The organism is Streptomyces sp. Ag82_O1-12 (assembly GCF_900182715.1).
In the GTDB taxonomy this organism is placed as follows: domain Bacteria; phylum Actinomycetota; class Actinomycetes; order Streptomycetales; family Streptomycetaceae; genus Streptomyces; species Streptomyces massasporeus.
Map to the genome: position 1 here is coordinate 3214161 of NZ_FXUW01000001.1, position 17485 is coordinate 3231645.

The following is a 17485-nucleotide window of genomic DNA, read 5'->3' on the forward strand; positions in this document are numbered from 1 at the left end:
CGGCGCTCATGTTGTCTGCGGTCTGGACAGCGACGGGATCCAATCTGAGTGGTCCCGCTCAGCATGTCAGGATGACCGAAGCAGGAACCATCACGGTTCAGTTGGATTTCACTCTGCGCGGCGCGGACCTCGGGGGGCTGCTCCTCCTGGACACGGCTCTGCTGCTCGCCGATCAAAGGGACCGCTCTCGCCCCTCCTCGCCCCGGCGCGCGGGCTCTGTGCTGTGGAGCGATCGGACAGCCGTACGTCTGCAGGGTGACGCTCCACAGTTCCCCATGGCTGTGATCGACTTCGCCCGTACGTCGTTTCCCGACAGCGCAGCTTGGCACCTGCAGATCAGCGGAAGCCTCGAAAGCGCAACCATGGGCTCCCTGTTGCTTCTCGTCAACGAACAGAACGTGGTCACCGCGACTGCCTTTCAGAACGCGTCACGACCGCGCCCGGTGGATCGGGTTGTCCTCTCCGCTGTCTATGCGGACTCAGCCCGCGTCATGGTCGAACACGCCCTGGGACATGATGACTTCACCGAGGAGTCCGACTTTCCAGAGGGATCACTTGGCGCCACCCTGCAGAGCTTGTTCGACCAGCTCTTCCCCGGACAGTCCATCACTGATATCCGGCTGCGGCAGAGGAAGTCACCTGCCCTCTTCGCGTCAGACCTTCAAGCGGCAGTCAAGATCTTCGAGGTGTCGTGATGAGCTTCCTCTACCCTCGCTTGCTCTCCGAGCAGGCCAAGCCGCTCTACGACGAGTATCAGCACCTGACGGTGGGCGAGCTGACCCGACACGTGAACCTCACGCACGAATCTGCGGTTTACGTCGCCACAGGTGGAGATCGAGTTTCGCCCTCTCGTCTCCAGGAGCTGCGAGAGGGCGTACTCGATCTAGCTAAGCAGAGCGGCTTCCCCGAGGAATCGGACCGGGCGCGTAACGCCGAATTCGATCTGCGCTTGGCAGCCCTACTGCACACCGAGATGGGCATGGTGCCCGCTGAGGCAGCCTCTCGAGACGCGTGGGCGTTTCTTGCTCTGGTTCTGCTTCCGGATGTCGCCTTCTGGCGCTACCCCCAGCCACCCAAGGATCGCATCCTCGGCACAGACCTCACACGCCACGTCTTCGGGCGCCTGTGGTGGCGTGCGCAACTGGTTCGGTCCCCTGATACTCCGGATCCTTACCATGCACTGCGAATTCTCGGAGAGGCTGCCTTCGACCAGATCTACGCTCGACGCGCCGCGCTCGGTGGCAGCCCGCATCTGGTACGCGCCATCCTGCGCGTATGGAACGACCTTGATCTGACGGGAATCAACGAGCGCGACACTCTTCGCGATTTCCTCAAGCGGCTGCTGCGACTCGCTCCCTTCGTGCTCTTCGACGGGATTGAGGAACATGCTCTGGACGACGAGCTGCGCGCGGTCGCCACAGAGGCGGTCGATGCGCAGCGTGGCGAGTCCTCCTCAGCGGCCCGCCCTCCACAGGAGGCTGCGGCCGCAACAGCGAGAACGGACGAGCGTAAAGCCGACCTTCACCCTCGCCCGCATGTTGTCACCGAGGTGGCAACTGGCGTCGTTCCGCCGGACGCCACTACGCCGCACCGACTCACGTTCATCGAAGTGTGTGCGGGCGCGGGGGGCCAGGCCCTCGGCTTGGAGACTGCCGGATTCGATCCAGTCTTCTTGATCGACAGCAAAGCGGACGCCTGCTTCACTATCGATCGCAACAGGCCTGAATGGGACGTCATCTGTATGGACCTCGGGCACTTCGACCCGAGCATGCGCCCCGACGCCCTGGGAGTTGATCTACTCAGTGGCGGGTTGCCTCGCGTGAAGTCCTCAGCAACAGTCGGCGGAACGGAGGATGCAGATGAGCTCCGGGTACTACGGACAGCTATCAACTTGGTATGCAAGATCAAACCCAGGTCTGTCTTCTTCGAGAACGTTCCCGATCTCGTCGAGAGCCTTCAGTTCGAGGCCGATCGCGCTTGGATCGACGAAGAGTTGCGCGAAGCCGGCTACCGCACCAGCTGGAGGGTTCTGAACGCCGCGGACTTCGGCGTGCCGCAGAATCGGAACAGCGGCTTTCTGGTCGCTCTGCAGGCTCCATACTTCCCGGCCTTCGCATGGCCCCGGCCGAGCGAGTTGCCACCACCCACCGTGGGCCAGGTCCTCGGGCCTTCCATGGCATCCGGCGGCTGGCCCGGGGCAGAACGGTGGATCAGGAACGCCGACCGCATCGCACCGGCACTTGTTGGAGGTTCGGACCGTCGCGGGGGCGCCGATCTGGGCCCGACCGGCAGCAAAAGGGCCTGGGCCGCGCTCGGCGTGAACGGCAACAGTCTGGGGGACGAGCCGCCGGGCACCGACTTCGGGGTCGGTGATCACCCCAAGCTCACCGTTGAGCAAGCCGCCATGATCCAGGCCTTTCCCCACGACTGGGTGTTCGCCGGCGGCAAGACATCCAGGTACCGTCAGGTGGGCCACGCGATGCCACCGCCGCTCGCTACTGCGGTCGGTCAGTCGATCGCATCCGCGCTACGCGGATAGGATCGCTGCATGCGTACGCCCCGACAGCCTGCCTCCGATCCCATCACGGTCGTTGACCTTTTCAGCGGCTGCGGGGGCTTCACCCAGGGGTTTCATGAGTTCCGCCCTGCGAACGCAGCCGGCACCGGCCCCATCTTTCGCAGCATCGCCGCAGTGGAACACAACGCCGCTGCGGCGGCCACATATGCAGCCAACTTCGGGAGCCTACGCCTCGACGAGCGGGTGCCGGCAGCCCGAGTCCACGTCGGAGACATCGAGGAATGGCAGCCCACCACCGAGGCGCTCAATGCGGACGTCGTGGTCGGGGGACCACCCTGTCAAGGTTTCTCCGCCCTGAACCGCAAGAAGAAGGGCAGCGAACGTAATCGCCTCTGGGAAGAATACGTTCGGATTGTCGCCGCCGTTCGCCCCAAGGTCTTCGTCATTGAAAACGTCGACCGCTTCCTGAAGTCCGACGAGTTCAAGAATCTACTGAGCGAGGTTGAGGAGGGCGGGCTTCTTGCAGACTACCGCCTTGTTGATCCGCCCGGGTCGGACCCAAGCGACACCCAAGAAGAGCGGACCAGGCGCTATCTTCTGAATTCAGCGGACTTCGGCGCGAGTCAGGCCCGTCGTAGGGCCATCGTTATCGGCGTTCGCCGTGACATCAACAACGGTCGGACGATGTCGTACCCGGCGAGGACGCACACCCGACGGCCGAGGGTGAGCGCCACAGCTGCCTCCCTCCCACTGGACGGAGTGGATGGCACCGTTTCGTACTGGAAGGCAGTCAAGGGCATCTTCGACGAGTCGTCTCAGCGAGAGCTGCACGGCACCGAGCTCCCTGACAGCAAGGAGTTCATTCCGGAGATAAACGCTGTCCTGCCGGGGGTCTTCACCACCAGCGACCTACACTTCCGCCGTAGCCCTGAGCCTCTGTCAAGGGCTCGATACAGCGCGATTCCGCCAGGTGGAAACCGTAAGGACCTGCGCGACAAGTGGTTCACACTCGATGAGCTCGGGGAGGTGCACGTCTTCCGAGAGCCCAACCCTCCCGGAGTCAGGACTCCCGTTTACCCCCTGTCGACCGAGAGTTGGGACCGTCACAACACCGGCACGGGTGACGTCATGGGTCGGCTCCGCCTCAGTGAGCCGTCAGTAACCATTCGAACCGAGTTCTATAAGCCGGAGAAGGGTCGCTACCTCCACCCCACGGAGAATCGGCCGATCACTCACTTCGAGGCCGCTCGGATCCAAGGGTTCCCTCTTGATTTCCGCTGGTGCGGCACAAAGACGGAAATTGCGACCCAGATCGGGAACGCTGTACCCATCCCTCTTGGGACCGCGATTGCCTCCGCGATCCATTACTACCTGCGAGGCCGGTAAAGCATTTCAGGTGTCGCCTGCGTCGGGCACACTAAGGCGAATCGCCTCAAGCACGACTCGGGGCTTCGCTACGCTGGCCCCCATGATTCGCGCAGTGGTCTTCGACGTCGGTGAGTGCCTCGTGGACGAGACCCGGGAGTACGGGACCTGGGCCGACTGGCTGGGCGTGCCGAGGCACACCTTTCATGCGATGTTCGGGGCCGTCATCGCCCAGGGTCGTGACTACCGGGAGACGTTCCAGGAGTTCCGGCCCGGGTTCGATCTGTACGCGGAGCGGGAGAAGCGTGCTGCGGCCGGGAAGCCGGAGTGGTTCGGCGAGGACGACCTGTACGCAGACGTCCGGCCCGCCCTCCGGCAGCTCCGGGCCGACGGGCTGTGGCTCGGGATCGCCGGCAACCAGACCGTACGGGCCGGCGGAATCCTGCGGGAGCTGTTCTCCAACGACGTGGATCTGATCGGCACCTCCGACGACTGGGGCGCCAGCAAGCCCGACCCCGAGTTCTTCAAGCGCGTGGCCGCGGCCGTGCCCTTCGGGGCCGACGAGATTCTGTACGTCGGTGATCGGTGCGACAACGACATCAAGCCTGCCGGGCAGGCCGGCATGCACACCGCGCTGGTGCGTCGCGGTCCTTGGGCCAGCATTCAATGGGACAGCGCGGAAGCCAGGGAGCTGCCGACCTTCCGTGTCGAGAGCCTGGACGAACTCTCACCAAACGTCGCCGAGTTCAACGCCTCAACGCGCTGAGGGTCGTCGACCAGTCGTACAGCCGGTCGTCGAGGTCGCGAACGCAGCTCTCGTGCTGGTGCGGAGTAAGCGCACGTCGGACTTCGCGTACGCGGTCCATGCCGGTGGCGTACCAGGTGAGAGCCAGCTGATCGAGTGCCTTGCCCGCGTACTCGCAGGCCGCTTCCGGCTTGCCCGAGGCCGCTTCGACGGCTGCCAAGTCGCCGTACACAACGGTTCGTTGCTTCTCCTCGCCCGGGGTCATGGCTTCGAGGGCCTGGAGGAGCGCGGCCCGGGCTTGTGGGAGGTGGCCGGCGAGCAGTTGGGTGTTTCCCTTGAAGGCCGCCAGCCGCGCCGGGGAGAACCAGTCCATCCAGGGCGGCGACGGATGCTCGTTGCCGTCCTCCAGGACGTCCTCGGCGTGGGTGATCAGGTTCAGCGCGGTTCGCGAATCGCCGCACCTGGTCTCGCACTCCGCTTCGACGGCGTCCAGCCAGGCGAGGAACTCGGCGGAGGCAGGGGCACGGCGGGCGTAGGTCCGGGCCGCGATCATTCGCTCCTGTGCTCCCTCCTGATCGCCCGCCCAGCCGGGGATGAATGCCATGTGCGCGATGATCGCCGATCCGAGCAATGCGTCGTCGGCCTCGCCCGCTGCCTGTAGGGCGAGGAGAAGCGTGTCGTGCGCGGTGGTCGGCTCGGAGAGATCGAAGAATTCGATCCGGCCCGCCAAGAGGTATGTCTCGGCCAGCGCGGCGGCGATCGTGCGGCGGGTGGAGTCGGACGTCTCCGGAAGCAGGACGCAGCCCAGCGTCGCGTGTGACACCACGGCCGGGTGCAGTGTGGTCGGTGCGACGGACCAGTAGAGCCTGCGGTGGGAACGAGTGACGGCCTCGAAATCCGCCCCGGCGGTCGGCGGATGGGCGGCGGCTACGGCACGGCCCGATCCCATCGCCAGGCCCAGTGTTGCCACCCCGCCGGCGACCAGCCTGCGTCGGATCGGATCCGGTGCCACTCCCTCCGCGCCCCACGGCGGCGTGAAGCCGAGCGCGTCCAGGTTCTGGCCGAGCAAGTGCACCAGCACGCGCTGACAGTCCGGTTGCGGCCACGGTGGGTTGTCCGACTCCCAGCGTCGGACCTGACGCACCCCGATGGACAGGCCCCGCATGCCCATGCTCTTCGCGTGCTCGGTGAGCGCGTCCGCCAGATCCTGCTGCGAGTTGAAGCCGGCTGCCACCCGAGCGGCTTTGAGTCGAACGTTGCCTGTTGGCCTTGGCACGAGCCACCTCCTCCTGCTGACTGCCCGCTCCAAACTCTCCCATGTGAGTCCGCTACAGGACACCCGGTCCACCCCAGGGAGGTACTCAGGCCCTTTTAATGTCCGCTCAACGGCCTCTCAGAGTCCTCGAATGTGCAGACCGGTCAGTGGACTCTGTTCTCCCGTACGCACGGCCGGACAGCGAGGGAGCACGTTGTTGTACACACACGAGGGTTTGGGCGGAGGGGTCGCGGAGTGGCTGGCACGGACCCACCCGGTACCCGAGCGCGTATGGACGGAGTGGGCTGCGCAAGGCGTCGCGCTGCTGCCGCTCGGCGAGCGATTCGCCGCGGTGCGTATGGCGTCCGAGATCGTGCACGCCGCCGTCCGGTCCGAGGACCAGGAGGTCGTTGCGACTGAGCTCGGGGGCTTACTGGAAGGAGGGATCATCTTCGACCGCCGAGTGGCGGGTGGCACCTACTACGCATTGGTCGACGTGCATGCCGGCCTCACGTTGGCTGATGACGACGTCGTCACGTGCCTCGGTCGCGGCACGTACCTGGGAGTGCCGCGCATCGATAGACGGCAACCACCGGGGACGTACTGGGTGGTTCCGCCTCGGCACGAGGGTGACTTGTGTCCCTCACTTTCAGTTCTCGGTCTGCTCGAAGCGGGTCAAGCTCGACAAGCCGCCGAGCGGGAGATCCGTTCGCACGACGGGGGTGAACTCATGGATGCCGTGGTTGTTCAGGGCCCGTGGGCCATGCAGCTGGTAACGGACCGGCTGCCCGTACGCCCGCCGTCCTTCGCGAGCGTCGTGTTGGACGGGCCTACCCAGACGGCTCGGTATATGGATACCGACGGCCGGGTGGTTGAGATGGGCAAGCACGGCACGTCGAGGACGACGGGCACCGCATCGGTATCCGGAGGCGGCGACGGGCAGAATCCGCAGCCGCAGACTCAGGACGACCACACCACCGACTACGAGTCGGACTGACCCATGGCGTCCACGGTATTGGTCATCACCGCGCTGGAGGACTTCACCGCGGACCGCGTCATCCGTGCGCTCAATGAGCGCGAGGTACCGGTCGTACGCATCGATCCCGCCGATCTCGGGCCCGACCTGACCTTCGGATTCCGCCTCGGCGAGGACGAGCCCGCGTGGGCCGGACGGCTGAGCACCTCGAGCCGAGAAGTGGACGTGCGAGACGTGACGGCGGTCTACTACCGTCGCCCCACCCCGTACGCCGTCCGCTTCGAGCATCTTCTCCGACAACAGGCGCAGTTCGGCGCCGCAGAGGCGCGGCACGGGCTTGGTGGTGTGCTGAACGCCCTGCGCGCGGCGATGTACGTGAATCATCCGCACGCGGTCACCCGCGCGGACTACAAGCCGGCCCAGTTGCAGAGATTCGCCGAGCTGGGCCTGCGCGTCCCACCCACGCTGATCACCAATGAAGCGGAGCATGCCAGGAGGTTCGCGGCCGATCACGGGCGGATCGTCTGTAAGTCCTTCCGCGGTCTTCCACGTGGAGAAGACGGCCACGCCGGAGCGATCTGGACCCAACGGGTGCAGCCCGACAGTTTCGACGAGACACTCGCGATGACGGCGCACTTGTTCCAGGCAGAGGTCCCCAAGTGCTCGGACGTACGGGTCACGGTGGTCGGCCCTCAGGTCTTCGCCCAGCGGATCGTCGCTCCGGACGGAGCCTTGGACTGGCGTCGCGGTGACTGGGACGAACTGTCGCACTCTCCCGCCACCGTGCCTGCCACGGTCACGGCCGCCCTTCACAGCTACCTGAGGTCCTTCGACCTGGTCTTCGGCTGCTTCGACTTCGCGCTCACCGGGGGCGGAGACGAGCCCGAAGACTGGTGGGCCATCGAGTGCAATCCGAACGGGCAATGGGGCTGGCTTCCGGACGCGGCGGACATCGCCGAGGCATTCGCCGACATCCTGAACACGCAAGAGCGGAAGGAAACGGTAGGTCATGGCGATGCCCGCTGATCCCGAGAACGACGCGGTCCCCCTGCGCGCGGCCATGGTGAACGCCCTCGCTCGGAACGATGTCCCGCTGGACCCGGCCTGGCTGGCGGCGGTGGAAGCGGTCCCGCGGCATCGCTTCGTGCCCGGGTTCTACCTGCCCGTGGGTCGGCGCGACACGAAGGGTCTGACGGCCTGGGAACCGGTCACCGCCGAGCTCGACTACGGACGGTGGCTGGCGGCCGCGTACTCGGACACGACTCTGATCACCCAGTTCGACGGCGAAGAGCCCGACTGGCAGGCTCCAGTCGTACGGCCTGGTGGTGCTCCCACCTCGTCGTCCACGCTTCCGTCCCTGGTAGTGCGAATGTGGTCCGACGCCGAAGTGGCCGAAGGTCACACCGTGCTGGAAATCGGGACCGGCACGGGCTATTCGACGGCGCTGGCATGCGAGCGCCTCGACTCCGGAGACGTCACCAGCATCGAGGTCGACCCACGTCGGCTGGAGGCTGCCGCTGACGCGCTGTACGGCTGCGGCTACACCCCGGCCCTGGCCGTGGCGGACGGACTGTACGGGTACTGGCCCGAGGCCCGCTTCGATCGAGTCGTCGCCGCCTGCTCCTTCCGTGCGGTCCCGCCTGCCCTGCTCGCGCAGACCCGGCCTGGCGGAAAGGTTCTGCTCACTCTGTCGGGGTGGCTCTACGGCTATGCGCGCGTGTTGCTCACCGTCGCCGGAGACGGCACGGCGGAGGGTGCGTTGCTGCCCGGCACGGTCTCCTTCATGGCTGCGCGGACACATTCCGCGCCGGCTTTCGGAAATCCCGCGCACTGGGCCGCCGGGCTTCCGGACAAGCCCAGAACGGCCCGACACGGTCCGGAGCGCCTCGCGGCAACGACCGAGGAGGCGTTCCATCTGCGGTTCCTTGCCCAATGCGCCGTGCCGAACGCCCAGATGGTCACTGTCGACGAGGTCGTTCATCTGGTCGACGTCGTGAGCGGCTCCACGGCCACACTGACGCCTTTGGACGGTGACTGGCATGTGCGAGAAGGCGGGCCGGTGAAAATGTGGGAGCGCGTCGAGAGCGTTCTGGACGCCTTCGACGCCGCAGGCAGTCCAGGGCCGGAGGCTTTCGCGCTGCGGGTGTGCGATGAGGGACAGCGCCTGTGGCATCCGAACATGCCTGGTCTTCTACTGCCCTCGGCCGTACCGACCTGAGCCCAGCCCCCTCTCGAACCGATACTGCTCGACCAGTTCCTCCCACTCCCCCGCATCACCCTCACTCACAGCAACGGACCGCGCCTCTCCCACGAGCACCCGCACCCGGTCCGCCACCTGCGCGGCCCGACCCCTGGACGTATACACACCCAGGACAAGAGCGGTGGAGGCGCCGTCGTCCCCGCCGGCGAGGGTGAAGCTCCAGGGGACCTCGCACGGCGGGGCGTGGTCGGGGTCCGGGCACAGGAGGAGTTTGATCGGGGCCTGGAGGGCGAGAGCCTCCTTCGAGCTCGGGCAGCCAAGGACGCGGATCTCGTACACCCTTGGTTCGTCCTCGACCATGGGCGCTCGCCCTTCCTGGTTCGAACTCTGCCGCGCTTCCATCAGCCCCGTTCCCCCCGCTCGATGCAGAACTCGTTGCCCTCCGGGTCCGCCATCACGACCCAGCCCCGGCCGTTCGGGAGGGTGCGGTCCGTGAGGACGTGGGCGCCCAGGGATACCGCGCGTTCGACTTCCTCGGAGCGGGTGCGGCCGGTGGGGCCCAGGTCGAAGTGGATGCGGTTCTTGGTCGCCTTGGCCTCCTCGACCCTGACGAAGAGGAGACCGGGCGCGCCGTCCGGAAGTTCGACCAGGACCTCGTCATCCCCGGGCTTGTCGATGCCGGAGATGGGGTGACCGAGGAACGCCGCCCAGAAGCCCGCCAGTTCGTAGGGCTCGCCTGCGCAGTCGAAGGTGATGTGTCGGATGGTGGGGTTCAACGGGGTCAACGGCCCTTTTCCTGACATGAGTTGAGTTCCCTCGCAGGATGGGAGGGGAGGCCGCGCCGTGTCCAGCTATTTTGGGTCGTCGGGCAGGTTTCCGTTGCCGCCCAGGTTGGCGACCATGCGCCGCAGGACGTTGATCGTGGTGATGAAGTCGGCCTGGGAAATGCCCTCGTGGGTGCGGTGGTGGACGTGGAGGTTGCGTTCGCGGGCGCGGATGCGGGCCGCCTCACCGGCCTCCGTGAGGGACATGCCGCCTGTCGCGTCCTCCGTGAGCCAGCCCCGGGCGGTCAGGTCGTCGTAGACCTGGTCGAAGTCGGTGGCCTGGTCGTCGTAGGGGGTGAGGCGGGCGGTCAGGGTGGGGCGGGTCCACCTGCCGGGGGCGCCGGACGCGTGGTTGAGGGTCCACCAGTGAGGCTGGGTGAGCTTCTCGACCGCGAGTTGGGCTCTTATGGACCCCACGACCCTGCGGTAGGCCTGGCCGGTCCAGGCGCCGATCGGCTGGGTGGCCAGTTCTTCCTGGGAGTACTCCTTGAGGTTCTCGGTCTGCGTGTTCATACGGTCAACGTAGGACCTCAAGCAAAGTTGAGGTCAAGGGTCACCCCCACCTGGTGCGCGGGGGTGACCCATCAGTCGGAGGACTCCAGCCGCAGCACACGAAGCTCCGGGGCTGCCGGTCCGGCGGAGCCGCGCACCAGCAGGGTCAGCCCGGACCAACCCGGCGGATCCAGAGGACGTTCGCGTCACCACCCGAGAAGTCCGGCCGGTCTCCGGCCCAGACCCGGCCCACGCACTCCCCGCCGGCCCATCCGGTCACTCGGATCTGGGTGCCGTCCGGGCGCAGGAGGAGGCCGTCGTGGGATGGCGGCAGGTCGACGTCGAGCCATGCCTCCTCCCCCGGGGCCAAAGCCAGCGGCAGCTGGACCTCCTGCCCGGGGGCGGCATCGGTGGCGAAGCCGGTCAGCAGGTCGTCGTCCTGGGCGGAGCACATCCAGTCCGTCACCGGGTCCAGGGCGAGCAGTTCGGCACGGAGGCCGCCGCCGCTGGGGTGGTGCGGCAGCGTGACCGAGATGCGGTGGGTGCCCGCGGGCAACAGGACCCACGGGTCCTCGGCGTGCACGGTGTACGCCTCGTGGTCGGTGTGCTGCTCGGCGTCCGCCACCGTGACCCGTACCGGCTCGATCACCCCCTTGAAGTGCAGAGCCGCCGCGGTGTCCGACCGGACCTCGCGGGTGTAGGTGACGGGGAGGCCGACGCGGGTGCTGCTCCAGCCGCCGAGCTCGCGCAGGGGTGCCGGGCGGCCCGCCCAGTGGCCATGGACCTCCCACAGGGCCGACATGTCCGTCGTCTGCCTGACCGTCCAGAGCGTGCCGAGCCCGCGCAGCGCGCCGAGGCGGAGGGCCGGAAGGCGCGCGTCGTCGAAGTTCGCGTGGCCCCAGATCTCCACGACGGCCTCGACGTCGACGGAACCGGTCGCTTCCCGGACGTCGATCCGCCGGGTGGCGCCGAACCCGGCGATCGTCGGGCGCGCCCGGCCGGCCACCGACAGGTCGACGATGTCCGCAGCCCCGACGAGCAGCAGCTCGTCGACGTCCGTGAGGTCGGTCGTGGTCCGGTAGGTGCCGCGTCCCCGGTACACGCCGAGGGACTCCAGTGTCGGCGGCAGTTCGTGGCGGCCCGCCGCGCGACCGGGAGCGGTGTCCGCTCGTCGCCGCGCGCGGTGCACCGCGACGGGCGCCGATTCGGACCGCGCGGGCGCCGGCTCGTCGAGATGCACCGTGCCGTCGCGGTCCGTGGCGCGCAGGCGTACGGCATCCGCCGGGGTCAGCGCCACAAGGGTCAGCCCCTCGGCCGTCGCCCGCCCCGGCGCTCCGGCCGCCGGTGCCGGTATCTCGACACGGGTGTCCCCGACCACGACGGTGACCGGCACCTCGGAGGAGAACACCAGCAGGCCCTCCCCCGCCGCCACCAGATCCGCCGACGCCAGAGTGAGGGTCCCTTCGTGGCCCCACGGCCTCAGGGGCACGCCCATCAGCATCAACGGGCACGAGTCCGCCGCGACGGCGACCGGCATCCCGTTCACGACCGCTGTTCCCACCCCGGCCCCCGCTCCGGCCCCCGTCCCGAGATGCGGTACGGCGAGGAGCAGGCCGCCTCCGTCGAGTCGCAGGGCCGACGGTGACGAGCTGGTCGGGAAGTCGGTGGTGACCGGCGTGGGTGGGGCGGTGGGGGTGGCGAGCGCCAGGCGTGGTCCCAGGGTGTCGATGACGCGGGCGAGGATCTGGGCCTCGGCGTACTCGGGGCGTTCGGTGCCGGTGGAGGAGACGTAGCCGCCGAAGTCGTAGCCGTGGCTCATGAGGTTGCCGGGCCTGCCCCAGTTTCCCGCGGACGGGGTGTATCCGAAGTTCCAGCCGGAGGACTGGAGGTAGGGGGCGATCAGCGAGGCGCCGCTGGCCAGGAGGCGGCGCAGGGTGCGGTGGCGGCGGTTGGTCTCGGTGATCAGCAGGGGCAGGTCGCGCTGCGCCAGCAGCTCGGCGTAGCGCCGCACTTCGGGTTCGATGTGCGGGGAGTCGTCGTCCGGGTAGAAGTTGCACGCCGGTACGACACCGGGGACGTCTCCGGTGGCGCCTGCGAGGTCGCCCTGTCCGGAGCAGGCGATGAGCGGCACGGTGATGCCGTGCCGGACGGCCTGGTCGCGCAGGGCGGTGAGGTAGCCGGTCCGGTCCTGGCAGTCGAAGAAGTCCAGTTCGTTCTCCAACTGCACCATGATCACGGGGCCGTTCGCCGGGTACTGGCGCTCGGCGAGGAGCGGCAGCGCCTGGTCGAACCAGGCGGTGACCCGGTCGAGGAAGCGCGGCTCGTGCTGGCGGACCCGCAGCTGGGGGTCCAGGCCCAGCCAGGCGGGCAGTGCGCCGCCGTCCCACTCGGAGCAGATGTAGGGGCCGGGCCGCGCGATGACGTACAGCCCCTCCTCCTGGGCGAGGTCGAGGAAGGCGGCGACGTCCCGCCGGCCCTCGAAGGACCAGCGGCCGGGGGCCGTCTCGTGGAAGTTCCACGGGAGGTAGACGTCCACGCAGGTGTAGCCGGAGGCACGGACCTGGGCGAGCCGGGCGCGCCACTGTTCCCGGGGCAGGCGGAAGTAGAACAGGGACGCACACAGCAGGAGCTGCGGACCGCCCTCGAAGCGGATGCCACGGGCGTCGAGCGCGATGCCCTGGTCGAGCGCGATGCCCTGGTCGAGTGTGGTGGTGGGGCCGGGTGTGGTGGTGGGGCCGGGTGTGGTGTCCTGGCCGAAAGTGGTGGTGGGGTGGCTCACTTGACTCCCGCGCTTCCGCCGCTGATGTCCATTTCGTACAGGTACTTCTGGCCGAGGTAGTAGACGAGGATCATCGGCAGGGCGAGCAGGATCGAGCCGACCATCACCAGGTTCCAGGGCGGCGCCTGGCCCGCCTGCGAGGTGGCGGTGATGTACTGCACGCCCAGGGCGAGCGGCATCTTCGACTCGTCGTTGAGGTAGATCAGGGGGCCCATGAAGTCGCCCCAGGTGTGGGTGAGCGTGAAGATGCCGATGGCGATCAGGACGGGCCTGAGCATCGGGAACATGATCCGCCGGTAGACGCCGAAGAAGCCCAGGCCGTCCATCATGGCGGCCTCGTCGAGCTCGCTGGGCAGGCGGGAGACGAACTGCCGTACCAGGAAGACGTTGAAGGCGTTGGAGAAGAAGTTCGGCACGATCAGCGGCAGGAAGGTGTTCACCCAGCCCAGGTCCCGGAACAGGATGAACTGGGGGATCATCGTGATCTGGGTCGGGATCATCATCGTGGCGATGACGACGAGGAACATCGTGTTCTTGCCCGGCGCGCGCAGCCGGGCGAAGGCGTAGCCGACCAGGCCGCTGGAGAGGACCTGGCCCACCACCGAGAACAGCGAGATGAGCACCGAGTTGAGCAGGAAGGTGCCCACCGGCAGTTCGGTGCCGAACACCCGGGAGAAATTGTCCCAGTTGAACTCGCGCGGGATGATCGTGAACGCGCCGTTGTTCACGGTGGCGTCGCTGGACAGGGCGATCGAACCGACGAAGACCAGCGGGGTGGTCAGGATCGCCGCGACGATCAGCAGGGTGCCGTAGGTGAACGGGGTCGCGCGGAACGCCCTTACGGCGGGGGCCTGTTCCTTCGCGGGCCGGTCCTCGTGCCCCCGCTTGCGGACAGGGGTCGCCAGGGTCGCCATCACTTCACCTCGGTCTCGTAGAACACCCAGCGCCGGGTGGTGCGGAAGGCGATCACCGTGAACACCAGGATCACCAGAAACAGCAGCCAGGAGATCGCCGAGGCGTAGCCCATGCGGTAGTAGCTGAACGCCTGGTCGAACAGGAGCGGCACCATGGTCTGGGCCGCGTCGTAGCCCGCGGGGTTCTTGCCCTTGGGGATGAGGATGTAGACCTGCGAGAAGATCTGGAACGCGTTGATCAGGCCCATGATCAGGTTGAAGAAGATGATGGGCGTCAGGTGCGGCAGCGTGATGCTCCAGAACTGCCGCGTCGCGCTCGCGCCGTCGACCTCGGCCGCCTCGTACAGCTCACGCGGGATGCCCTTCATCGCGGCGAGCAGCAGCACGGTCGCGGCGCCCGCGCCCCACGCCGACATCAGGATCAGGGCGGGTTTGACCCACGGGCCGTCGAGCAGCCAGTTGGGGCCCGAGAGTCCGAACAGGCCGAGGAAGTCGTTGATCGGGCCGTTCGGCGCGAGCACCATCCGGAAGATCATCGCCGTGGCGACCAGCGGGATCAGCGTCGGCAGGTAGATCAGGGTGCGGAACAACTTGCGGGCCCTGACCTGCTTGTTGAGCAGGTTCGCCAGCCACAGCCCGAGCACCAGGCCCAGCGGGACCGAGATCGCCGCGTAGTAGAAGGTGTTCCACAGGGCCTTCCAGAAGACCGGGTCGTCGGTGAGGGCCGTGACGTAGTTCTGGAAGCCGACCCACTTCGGCGGGTTGAAGGAGTCCCAGTCGGTCAGGGAGTAGTAGACCGACGCGATCATCGGCCCGAGCAGGAAGACCAGGAAGCCGATCACCCATGGGGAGATGAACAGGTAGAAGGAGAGCGCCTCACGGCGCCGGCGCTTGGAGAGCTTGGGCTTCCCGAGTGAGGGGGGCTTCTCCGCGGCCGTGGGGGCGGCCTCCGGGGCGGCCTTCGAGGCGGCTTTCGAGGCGGCTTTCGAGGCGGTCGAGGGTGCCACAGCCGGTCATGCCCCGGACTTGATGAGGGACTCGAGGTCCTTCTGCACGGCCGTCAGCGCCTTCTTGGCGCTGCGCTCCTTGCCGAGCCAGAAGTCGGCGAGGCCGTTGGAGATCGTGTCGATCATCTGGTTCCACTCGGGGATGAACGGCGCCCGGAAGACGAACGCGCTGGACTCGGCGAACACACCCATGTCGACGTCCGTCTTCATCCACGACGGCTTGAGGAAGGCCTGGCTCTTCTGCACCTCCAGGTTGGCCGGCACGTCCTGGCCGGAGGCGATGATCACCTTCTGCGCCTCGGCGGAGGTGAGGAAGTCGATCGCCTTGAAGGCGTTGTCGCGCTGCTTGGAGGTGCGGGAGATCGCCAGTCCGCTGCCGAACGCCGAGACGGCCTGCTTCTTGCCGCGCCACATGGGCGCGATGTCCCAGCCGAACTTCACCTTCGTCAGGCCGGACATGACCCAGAAGCCGTTGGCGTGGGTGGCGACCTTCTGGTTGGGGAACGCCTGGTCGCCGCCGATGTCGGGGCCCATGTCGGCGTAGTCCGCCTTGCTCGGCACCACCTTGTGCTTGAACACCAGGTCGCCGGCCCACTGGAGCGCCTCGACGACCTCGTCGCTGTCGACCGCGGGCCGGCCCTGGGCGTCGATGATGGTGCCGCCGTTCTGGTAGGCGAGGCTCCACCACTGCGGGAACCACTCGGCGCCGCTGTATCCCCATACCTTCCCGGGGACCGTCAGCTCCTTGAAGGCGTCGAGGGCGTCGTCCCAGGTCCAGTCCGCGGTGGGAGCCTCGATGCCCTTCTTGTCGAACATGTCCTTGTTGTAGAACACGGTGACCGCGCCGGAGCGGTCCGGGATCGCATACAGCTTGTCCTGGTACGTGTAGAGCGAGCCGACCGGACCGAAGCGCTGCCCGGTGTCGAGGTTCGCCTTCTTGGCGAGGTCGTCCAGGGGCAGCAGCTGGTTCTTGCTGGAGTACGTGTTGACGCTCTCGGCGACCTGCATGATGTCCGGGCCGGTGCCGCCGGCGATCATCGTCTGCACCTTCTGCGGGTACGCGTCGCCCGGGATGAGCTGCAGCTTGACCTTCAGGTCCGGGTGCTTCTTGACCAGCAGGTCGATGCGGGCCTGATACGTCTTGCGGTCGGGGTCGCCGCCCCACACCGTCATCACCAGCGGAGCGTCAGTCGCACCGGCGCCGGAGCCGCACGCCGTCAGCGTGATGACCCCCGCCGCGACTCCGAGCCCCAGAAAACCCCGACGAGAAAACCGCGCGCTGTCAAGCGTCATGGCACTGCCCTTCCTTGAGACATGCACACGCCTTGAGGTCGCCCGGATGATCAGGCCGGACTTCGAATGGCGGTTAAAATAACCATCGTTTTAAGCCAGCGACAAGACCTTGTTTCGTGTGGGTTTCAGTTGTGACCCGGGGCTCACGGCGGCGCAAAAGCGGGCATCTACGGGGTTGTTGCAGGTCGGCTGGCGGGGAGTCGCGGCTGGTTCCTCCGCTGGCGGGATATCGACCGCGGCGGTGGGCGCGCCCTACAGCCGGCCAGGGGCGGTGGGCGCGCCCTTCAGCCGGCCAGGGGCGGTGGGCGCGCCCTTCAGCCGGACAGGAAGGCGGCGATCGCCTCGTGGAGGCGGGTCGGCCGGTCCAGGTGGACGTCGTGGGCCGCGCCGGGGATGCGCACCGTCACCGTGTCCGGGCGGTGGGCGAGCATCGCGGCCGGTTCCTCGGGGCGCATCGTGCCGTGTTCGCCCTGGATGAGGAGCGTGGGGCAGGTGATGCGGGACCACTCCTCCCAGTAGGCAGTGGTGGCCAGTTCGGCGACCGAGGCGATGATCGTGTCGCGGTCCCAGGTCGGGTGCCAGCCGTCTTCGCGCTGGACCAGGGTCCTCGTCCATGCCTCGTGGCCCAGGAAGGCTTCCGCTTCCTCCAGGGACCCGAACGGGGTCGGCCAGCCGTCCAGCCAGGCCGCGATCCGTGCCGGGAGGTCGGGGGCCGGGCCCGCCGGGCCCGCTTCGATCAGGATCAGGGACCTCACCAAGCGAGGGTGGGACGCGGCCAGCAGCATGGCGGTGTGGCCGCCCAGGGACTGGCCGAGCAGGGTCACGGGGGCCAGGCCCAGTTCCTCGATCAGGGTGAGGGCGTCCTGGACGTGGGTCGCGCGGGTCGTCGTCTGCGGAGTGCGGCTGCTGGCGCCGTGGCCTCGGGCGTCGTACGTCACCACGCGGTGGCCGTCGGCCGACAGCCGCGCGGCGAGGGTGTCCCACTCGCCCTGGTGGCCGGCCAGGCCGTGCAGGAGGAGGAACGTGGTCGTGGGCGTGGCTGCGGGGTGGTGGTCCCTGTGGGCGATGTGGGTGCCGTCGGGGGTGGTGAGGGTTCCGGACGTCGTGTGAGTCAAGG

Annotated in this window: 16 protein-coding genes; 7 read left to right on the forward strand and 9 right to left on the reverse strand. The window is 67.6% G+C overall.

Annotation, left to right across the window (positions count from 1 at the left end; translation table 11 throughout):
* Positions 1-71 precede the first annotated feature (71 nt).
* The 4 genes from QOL88_RS14705 to QOL88_RS14725 all read left to right on the forward strand — a co-directional run bounded on the left by QOL88_RS14705 (position 72) and on the right by QOL88_RS14725 (position 4649).
* On the forward strand, positions 72-695 hold the full coding sequence (locus QOL88_RS14705) for a hypothetical protein (RefSeq protein ID WP_218892916.1): 624 nt from the start codon (positions 72-74) through the stop codon (positions 693-695).
* Complete coding sequence (locus tag QOL88_RS38605) at positions 695-2539, forward strand: DNA cytosine methyltransferase (protein WP_306456176.1); 1845 nt, start codon at positions 695-697, stop codon at positions 2537-2539. The genes QOL88_RS14705 and QOL88_RS38605 overlap by 1 nt, the downstream gene beginning before the upstream one ends.
* A 9-nt stretch (positions 2540-2548) precedes the next feature.
* Positions 2549-3904, forward strand: coding sequence for a DNA cytosine methyltransferase (locus QOL88_RS14720; RefSeq protein ID WP_097216872.1), 1356 nt, complete (start codon positions 2549-2551; stop codon positions 3902-3904).
* Positions 3905-3986: 82 nt separating this feature from the next.
* A complete protein-coding gene (locus tag QOL88_RS14725) occupies positions 3987-4649 on the forward strand; it encodes an HAD family hydrolase (protein WP_097216873.1) in 663 nt (220 codons plus the stop codon).
* Here QOL88_RS14725 and QOL88_RS14730 read toward each other — a convergent pair.
* Complete coding sequence (locus QOL88_RS14730; protein WP_097216874.1) at positions 4630-5904, reverse strand: NsdA family TPR-like regulatory protein; 1275 nt, start codon at positions 5902-5904, stop codon at positions 4630-4632. The two genes, QOL88_RS14725 and QOL88_RS14730, sit on opposite strands and share 20 nt — an antisense overlap.
* Before the next feature lie 196 nt (positions 5905-6100).
* Here QOL88_RS14730 and QOL88_RS14735 point away from each other — a divergent pair, with 196 nt between their 5' ends.
* The 3 genes from QOL88_RS14735 to tgmC are packed head-to-tail and all read left to right on the forward strand — an operon-like array spanning position 6101 to position 9077.
* Positions 6101-6880, forward strand: coding sequence for a putative ATP-grasp-modified RiPP (locus QOL88_RS14735; RefSeq protein ID WP_257027775.1), 780 nt, complete (start codon positions 6101-6103; stop codon positions 6878-6880).
* Between the two features lie 3 nt (positions 6881-6883).
* On the forward strand, positions 6884-7885 hold the full coding sequence (gene tgmB, locus QOL88_RS14740; protein ID WP_097216875.1) for an ATP-grasp ribosomal peptide maturase: 1002 nt from the start codon (positions 6884-6886) through the stop codon (positions 7883-7885).
* A complete protein-coding gene (gene tgmC, locus QOL88_RS14745; protein ID WP_097216876.1) occupies positions 7869-9077 on the forward strand; it encodes an ATP-grasp peptide maturase system methyltransferase in 1209 nt (402 codons plus the stop codon). Before tgmB ends, tgmC begins: the two co-directional genes overlap by 17 nt.
* On the opposite strand, the gene QOL88_RS14750 is transcribed toward tgmC, so the two are convergent.
* The 8 genes from QOL88_RS14750 to QOL88_RS14785 form a co-directional block, all read right to left on the reverse strand.
* Complete coding sequence (locus QOL88_RS14750) at positions 9051-9419, reverse strand: hypothetical protein (RefSeq protein ID WP_097216877.1); 369 nt, start codon at positions 9417-9419, stop codon at positions 9051-9053. The genes tgmC and QOL88_RS14750 overlap by 27 nt on opposite strands.
* Before the next feature lie 41 nt (positions 9420-9460).
* Complete coding sequence (locus QOL88_RS14755) at positions 9461-9862, reverse strand: VOC family protein (protein ID WP_097216878.1); 402 nt, start codon at positions 9860-9862, stop codon at positions 9461-9463.
* Positions 9863-9910: 48 nt separating this feature from the next.
* A complete protein-coding gene (locus QOL88_RS14760; RefSeq protein ID WP_097216879.1) occupies positions 9911-10396 on the reverse strand; it encodes a winged helix DNA-binding protein in 486 nt (161 codons plus the stop codon).
* 145 nt (positions 10397-10541) lie between these two features.
* Complete coding sequence (locus QOL88_RS14765) at positions 10542-13154, reverse strand: beta-galactosidase (RefSeq protein WP_257027777.1); 2613 nt, start codon at positions 13152-13154, stop codon at positions 10542-10544.
* On the reverse strand, positions 13151-14068 hold the full coding sequence (locus QOL88_RS14770) for a carbohydrate ABC transporter permease (RefSeq protein WP_097216880.1): 918 nt from the start codon (positions 14066-14068) through the stop codon (positions 13151-13153). The genes QOL88_RS14765 and QOL88_RS14770 overlap by 4 nt, the downstream gene beginning before the upstream one ends.
* On the reverse strand, positions 14068-15075 hold the full coding sequence (locus QOL88_RS14775) for a carbohydrate ABC transporter permease (protein WP_097216881.1): 1008 nt from the start codon (positions 15073-15075) through the stop codon (positions 14068-14070). The genes QOL88_RS14770 and QOL88_RS14775 overlap by 1 nt, the downstream gene beginning before the upstream one ends.
* 6 nt (positions 15076-15081) lie before the next feature.
* Positions 15082-16248, reverse strand: coding sequence for an ABC transporter substrate-binding protein (locus QOL88_RS14780; protein WP_257028061.1), 1167 nt, complete (start codon positions 16246-16248; stop codon positions 15082-15084).
* Between the two features lie 434 nt (positions 16249-16682).
* Positions 16683-17483 carry an alpha/beta fold hydrolase gene (locus QOL88_RS14785; protein ID WP_097216883.1) on the reverse strand — a complete coding sequence of 267 codons (801 nt, stop codon included), beginning with the start codon at positions 17481-17483 and terminating at the stop codon, positions 16683-16685.
* Positions 17484-17485 lie beyond the last annotated feature (2 nt).

Excerpts from the sequence above, each read along its gene's own strand:
- QOL88_RS14705 (WP_218892916.1), top strand. The coding sequence starts at position 72 with ATGACCGAAGCAGGAACCATCACGGTTCAGTTGGATTTCACTCTGCGC.
- QOL88_RS14720 (WP_097216872.1), top strand. The coding sequence starts at position 2,549 with ATGCGTACGCCCCGACAGCCTGCCTCCGATCCCATCACGGTCGTTGAC.
- QOL88_RS14725 (WP_097216873.1), top strand. The coding sequence starts at position 3,987 with ATGATTCGCGCAGTGGTCTTCGACGTCGGTGAGTGCCTCGTGGACGAG.
- QOL88_RS14750 (WP_097216877.1), bottom strand. The coding sequence starts at position 9,419 with ATGGTCGAGGACGAACCAAGGGTGTACGAGATCCGCGTCCTTGGCTGC.
- QOL88_RS14770 (WP_097216880.1), bottom strand. The coding sequence starts at position 14,068 with ATGGCGACCCTGGCGACCCCTGTCCGCAAGCGGGGGCACGAGGACCGG.
- QOL88_RS14760 (WP_097216879.1), bottom strand. The coding sequence starts at position 10,396 with ATGAACACGCAGACCGAGAACCTCAAGGAGTACTCCCAGGAAGAACTG.
- tgmC (WP_097216876.1), top strand. The coding sequence starts at position 7,869 with ATGGCGATGCCCGCTGATCCCGAGAACGACGCGGTCCCCCTGCGCGCG.
- tgmB (WP_097216875.1), top strand. The coding sequence starts at position 6,884 with ATGGCGTCCACGGTATTGGTCATCACCGCGCTGGAGGACTTCACCGCG.
- QOL88_RS38605 (WP_306456176.1), top strand. The coding sequence starts at position 695 with ATGAGCTTCCTCTACCCTCGCTTGCTCTCCGAGCAGGCCAAGCCGCTC.
- QOL88_RS14755 (WP_097216878.1), bottom strand. The coding sequence starts at position 9,862 with ATGTCAGGAAAAGGGCCGTTGACCCCGTTGAACCCCACCATCCGACAC.
- QOL88_RS14780 (WP_257028061.1), bottom strand. The coding sequence starts at position 16,248 with ATGACGGTGTGGGGCGGCGACCCCGACCGCAAGACGTATCAGGCCCGC.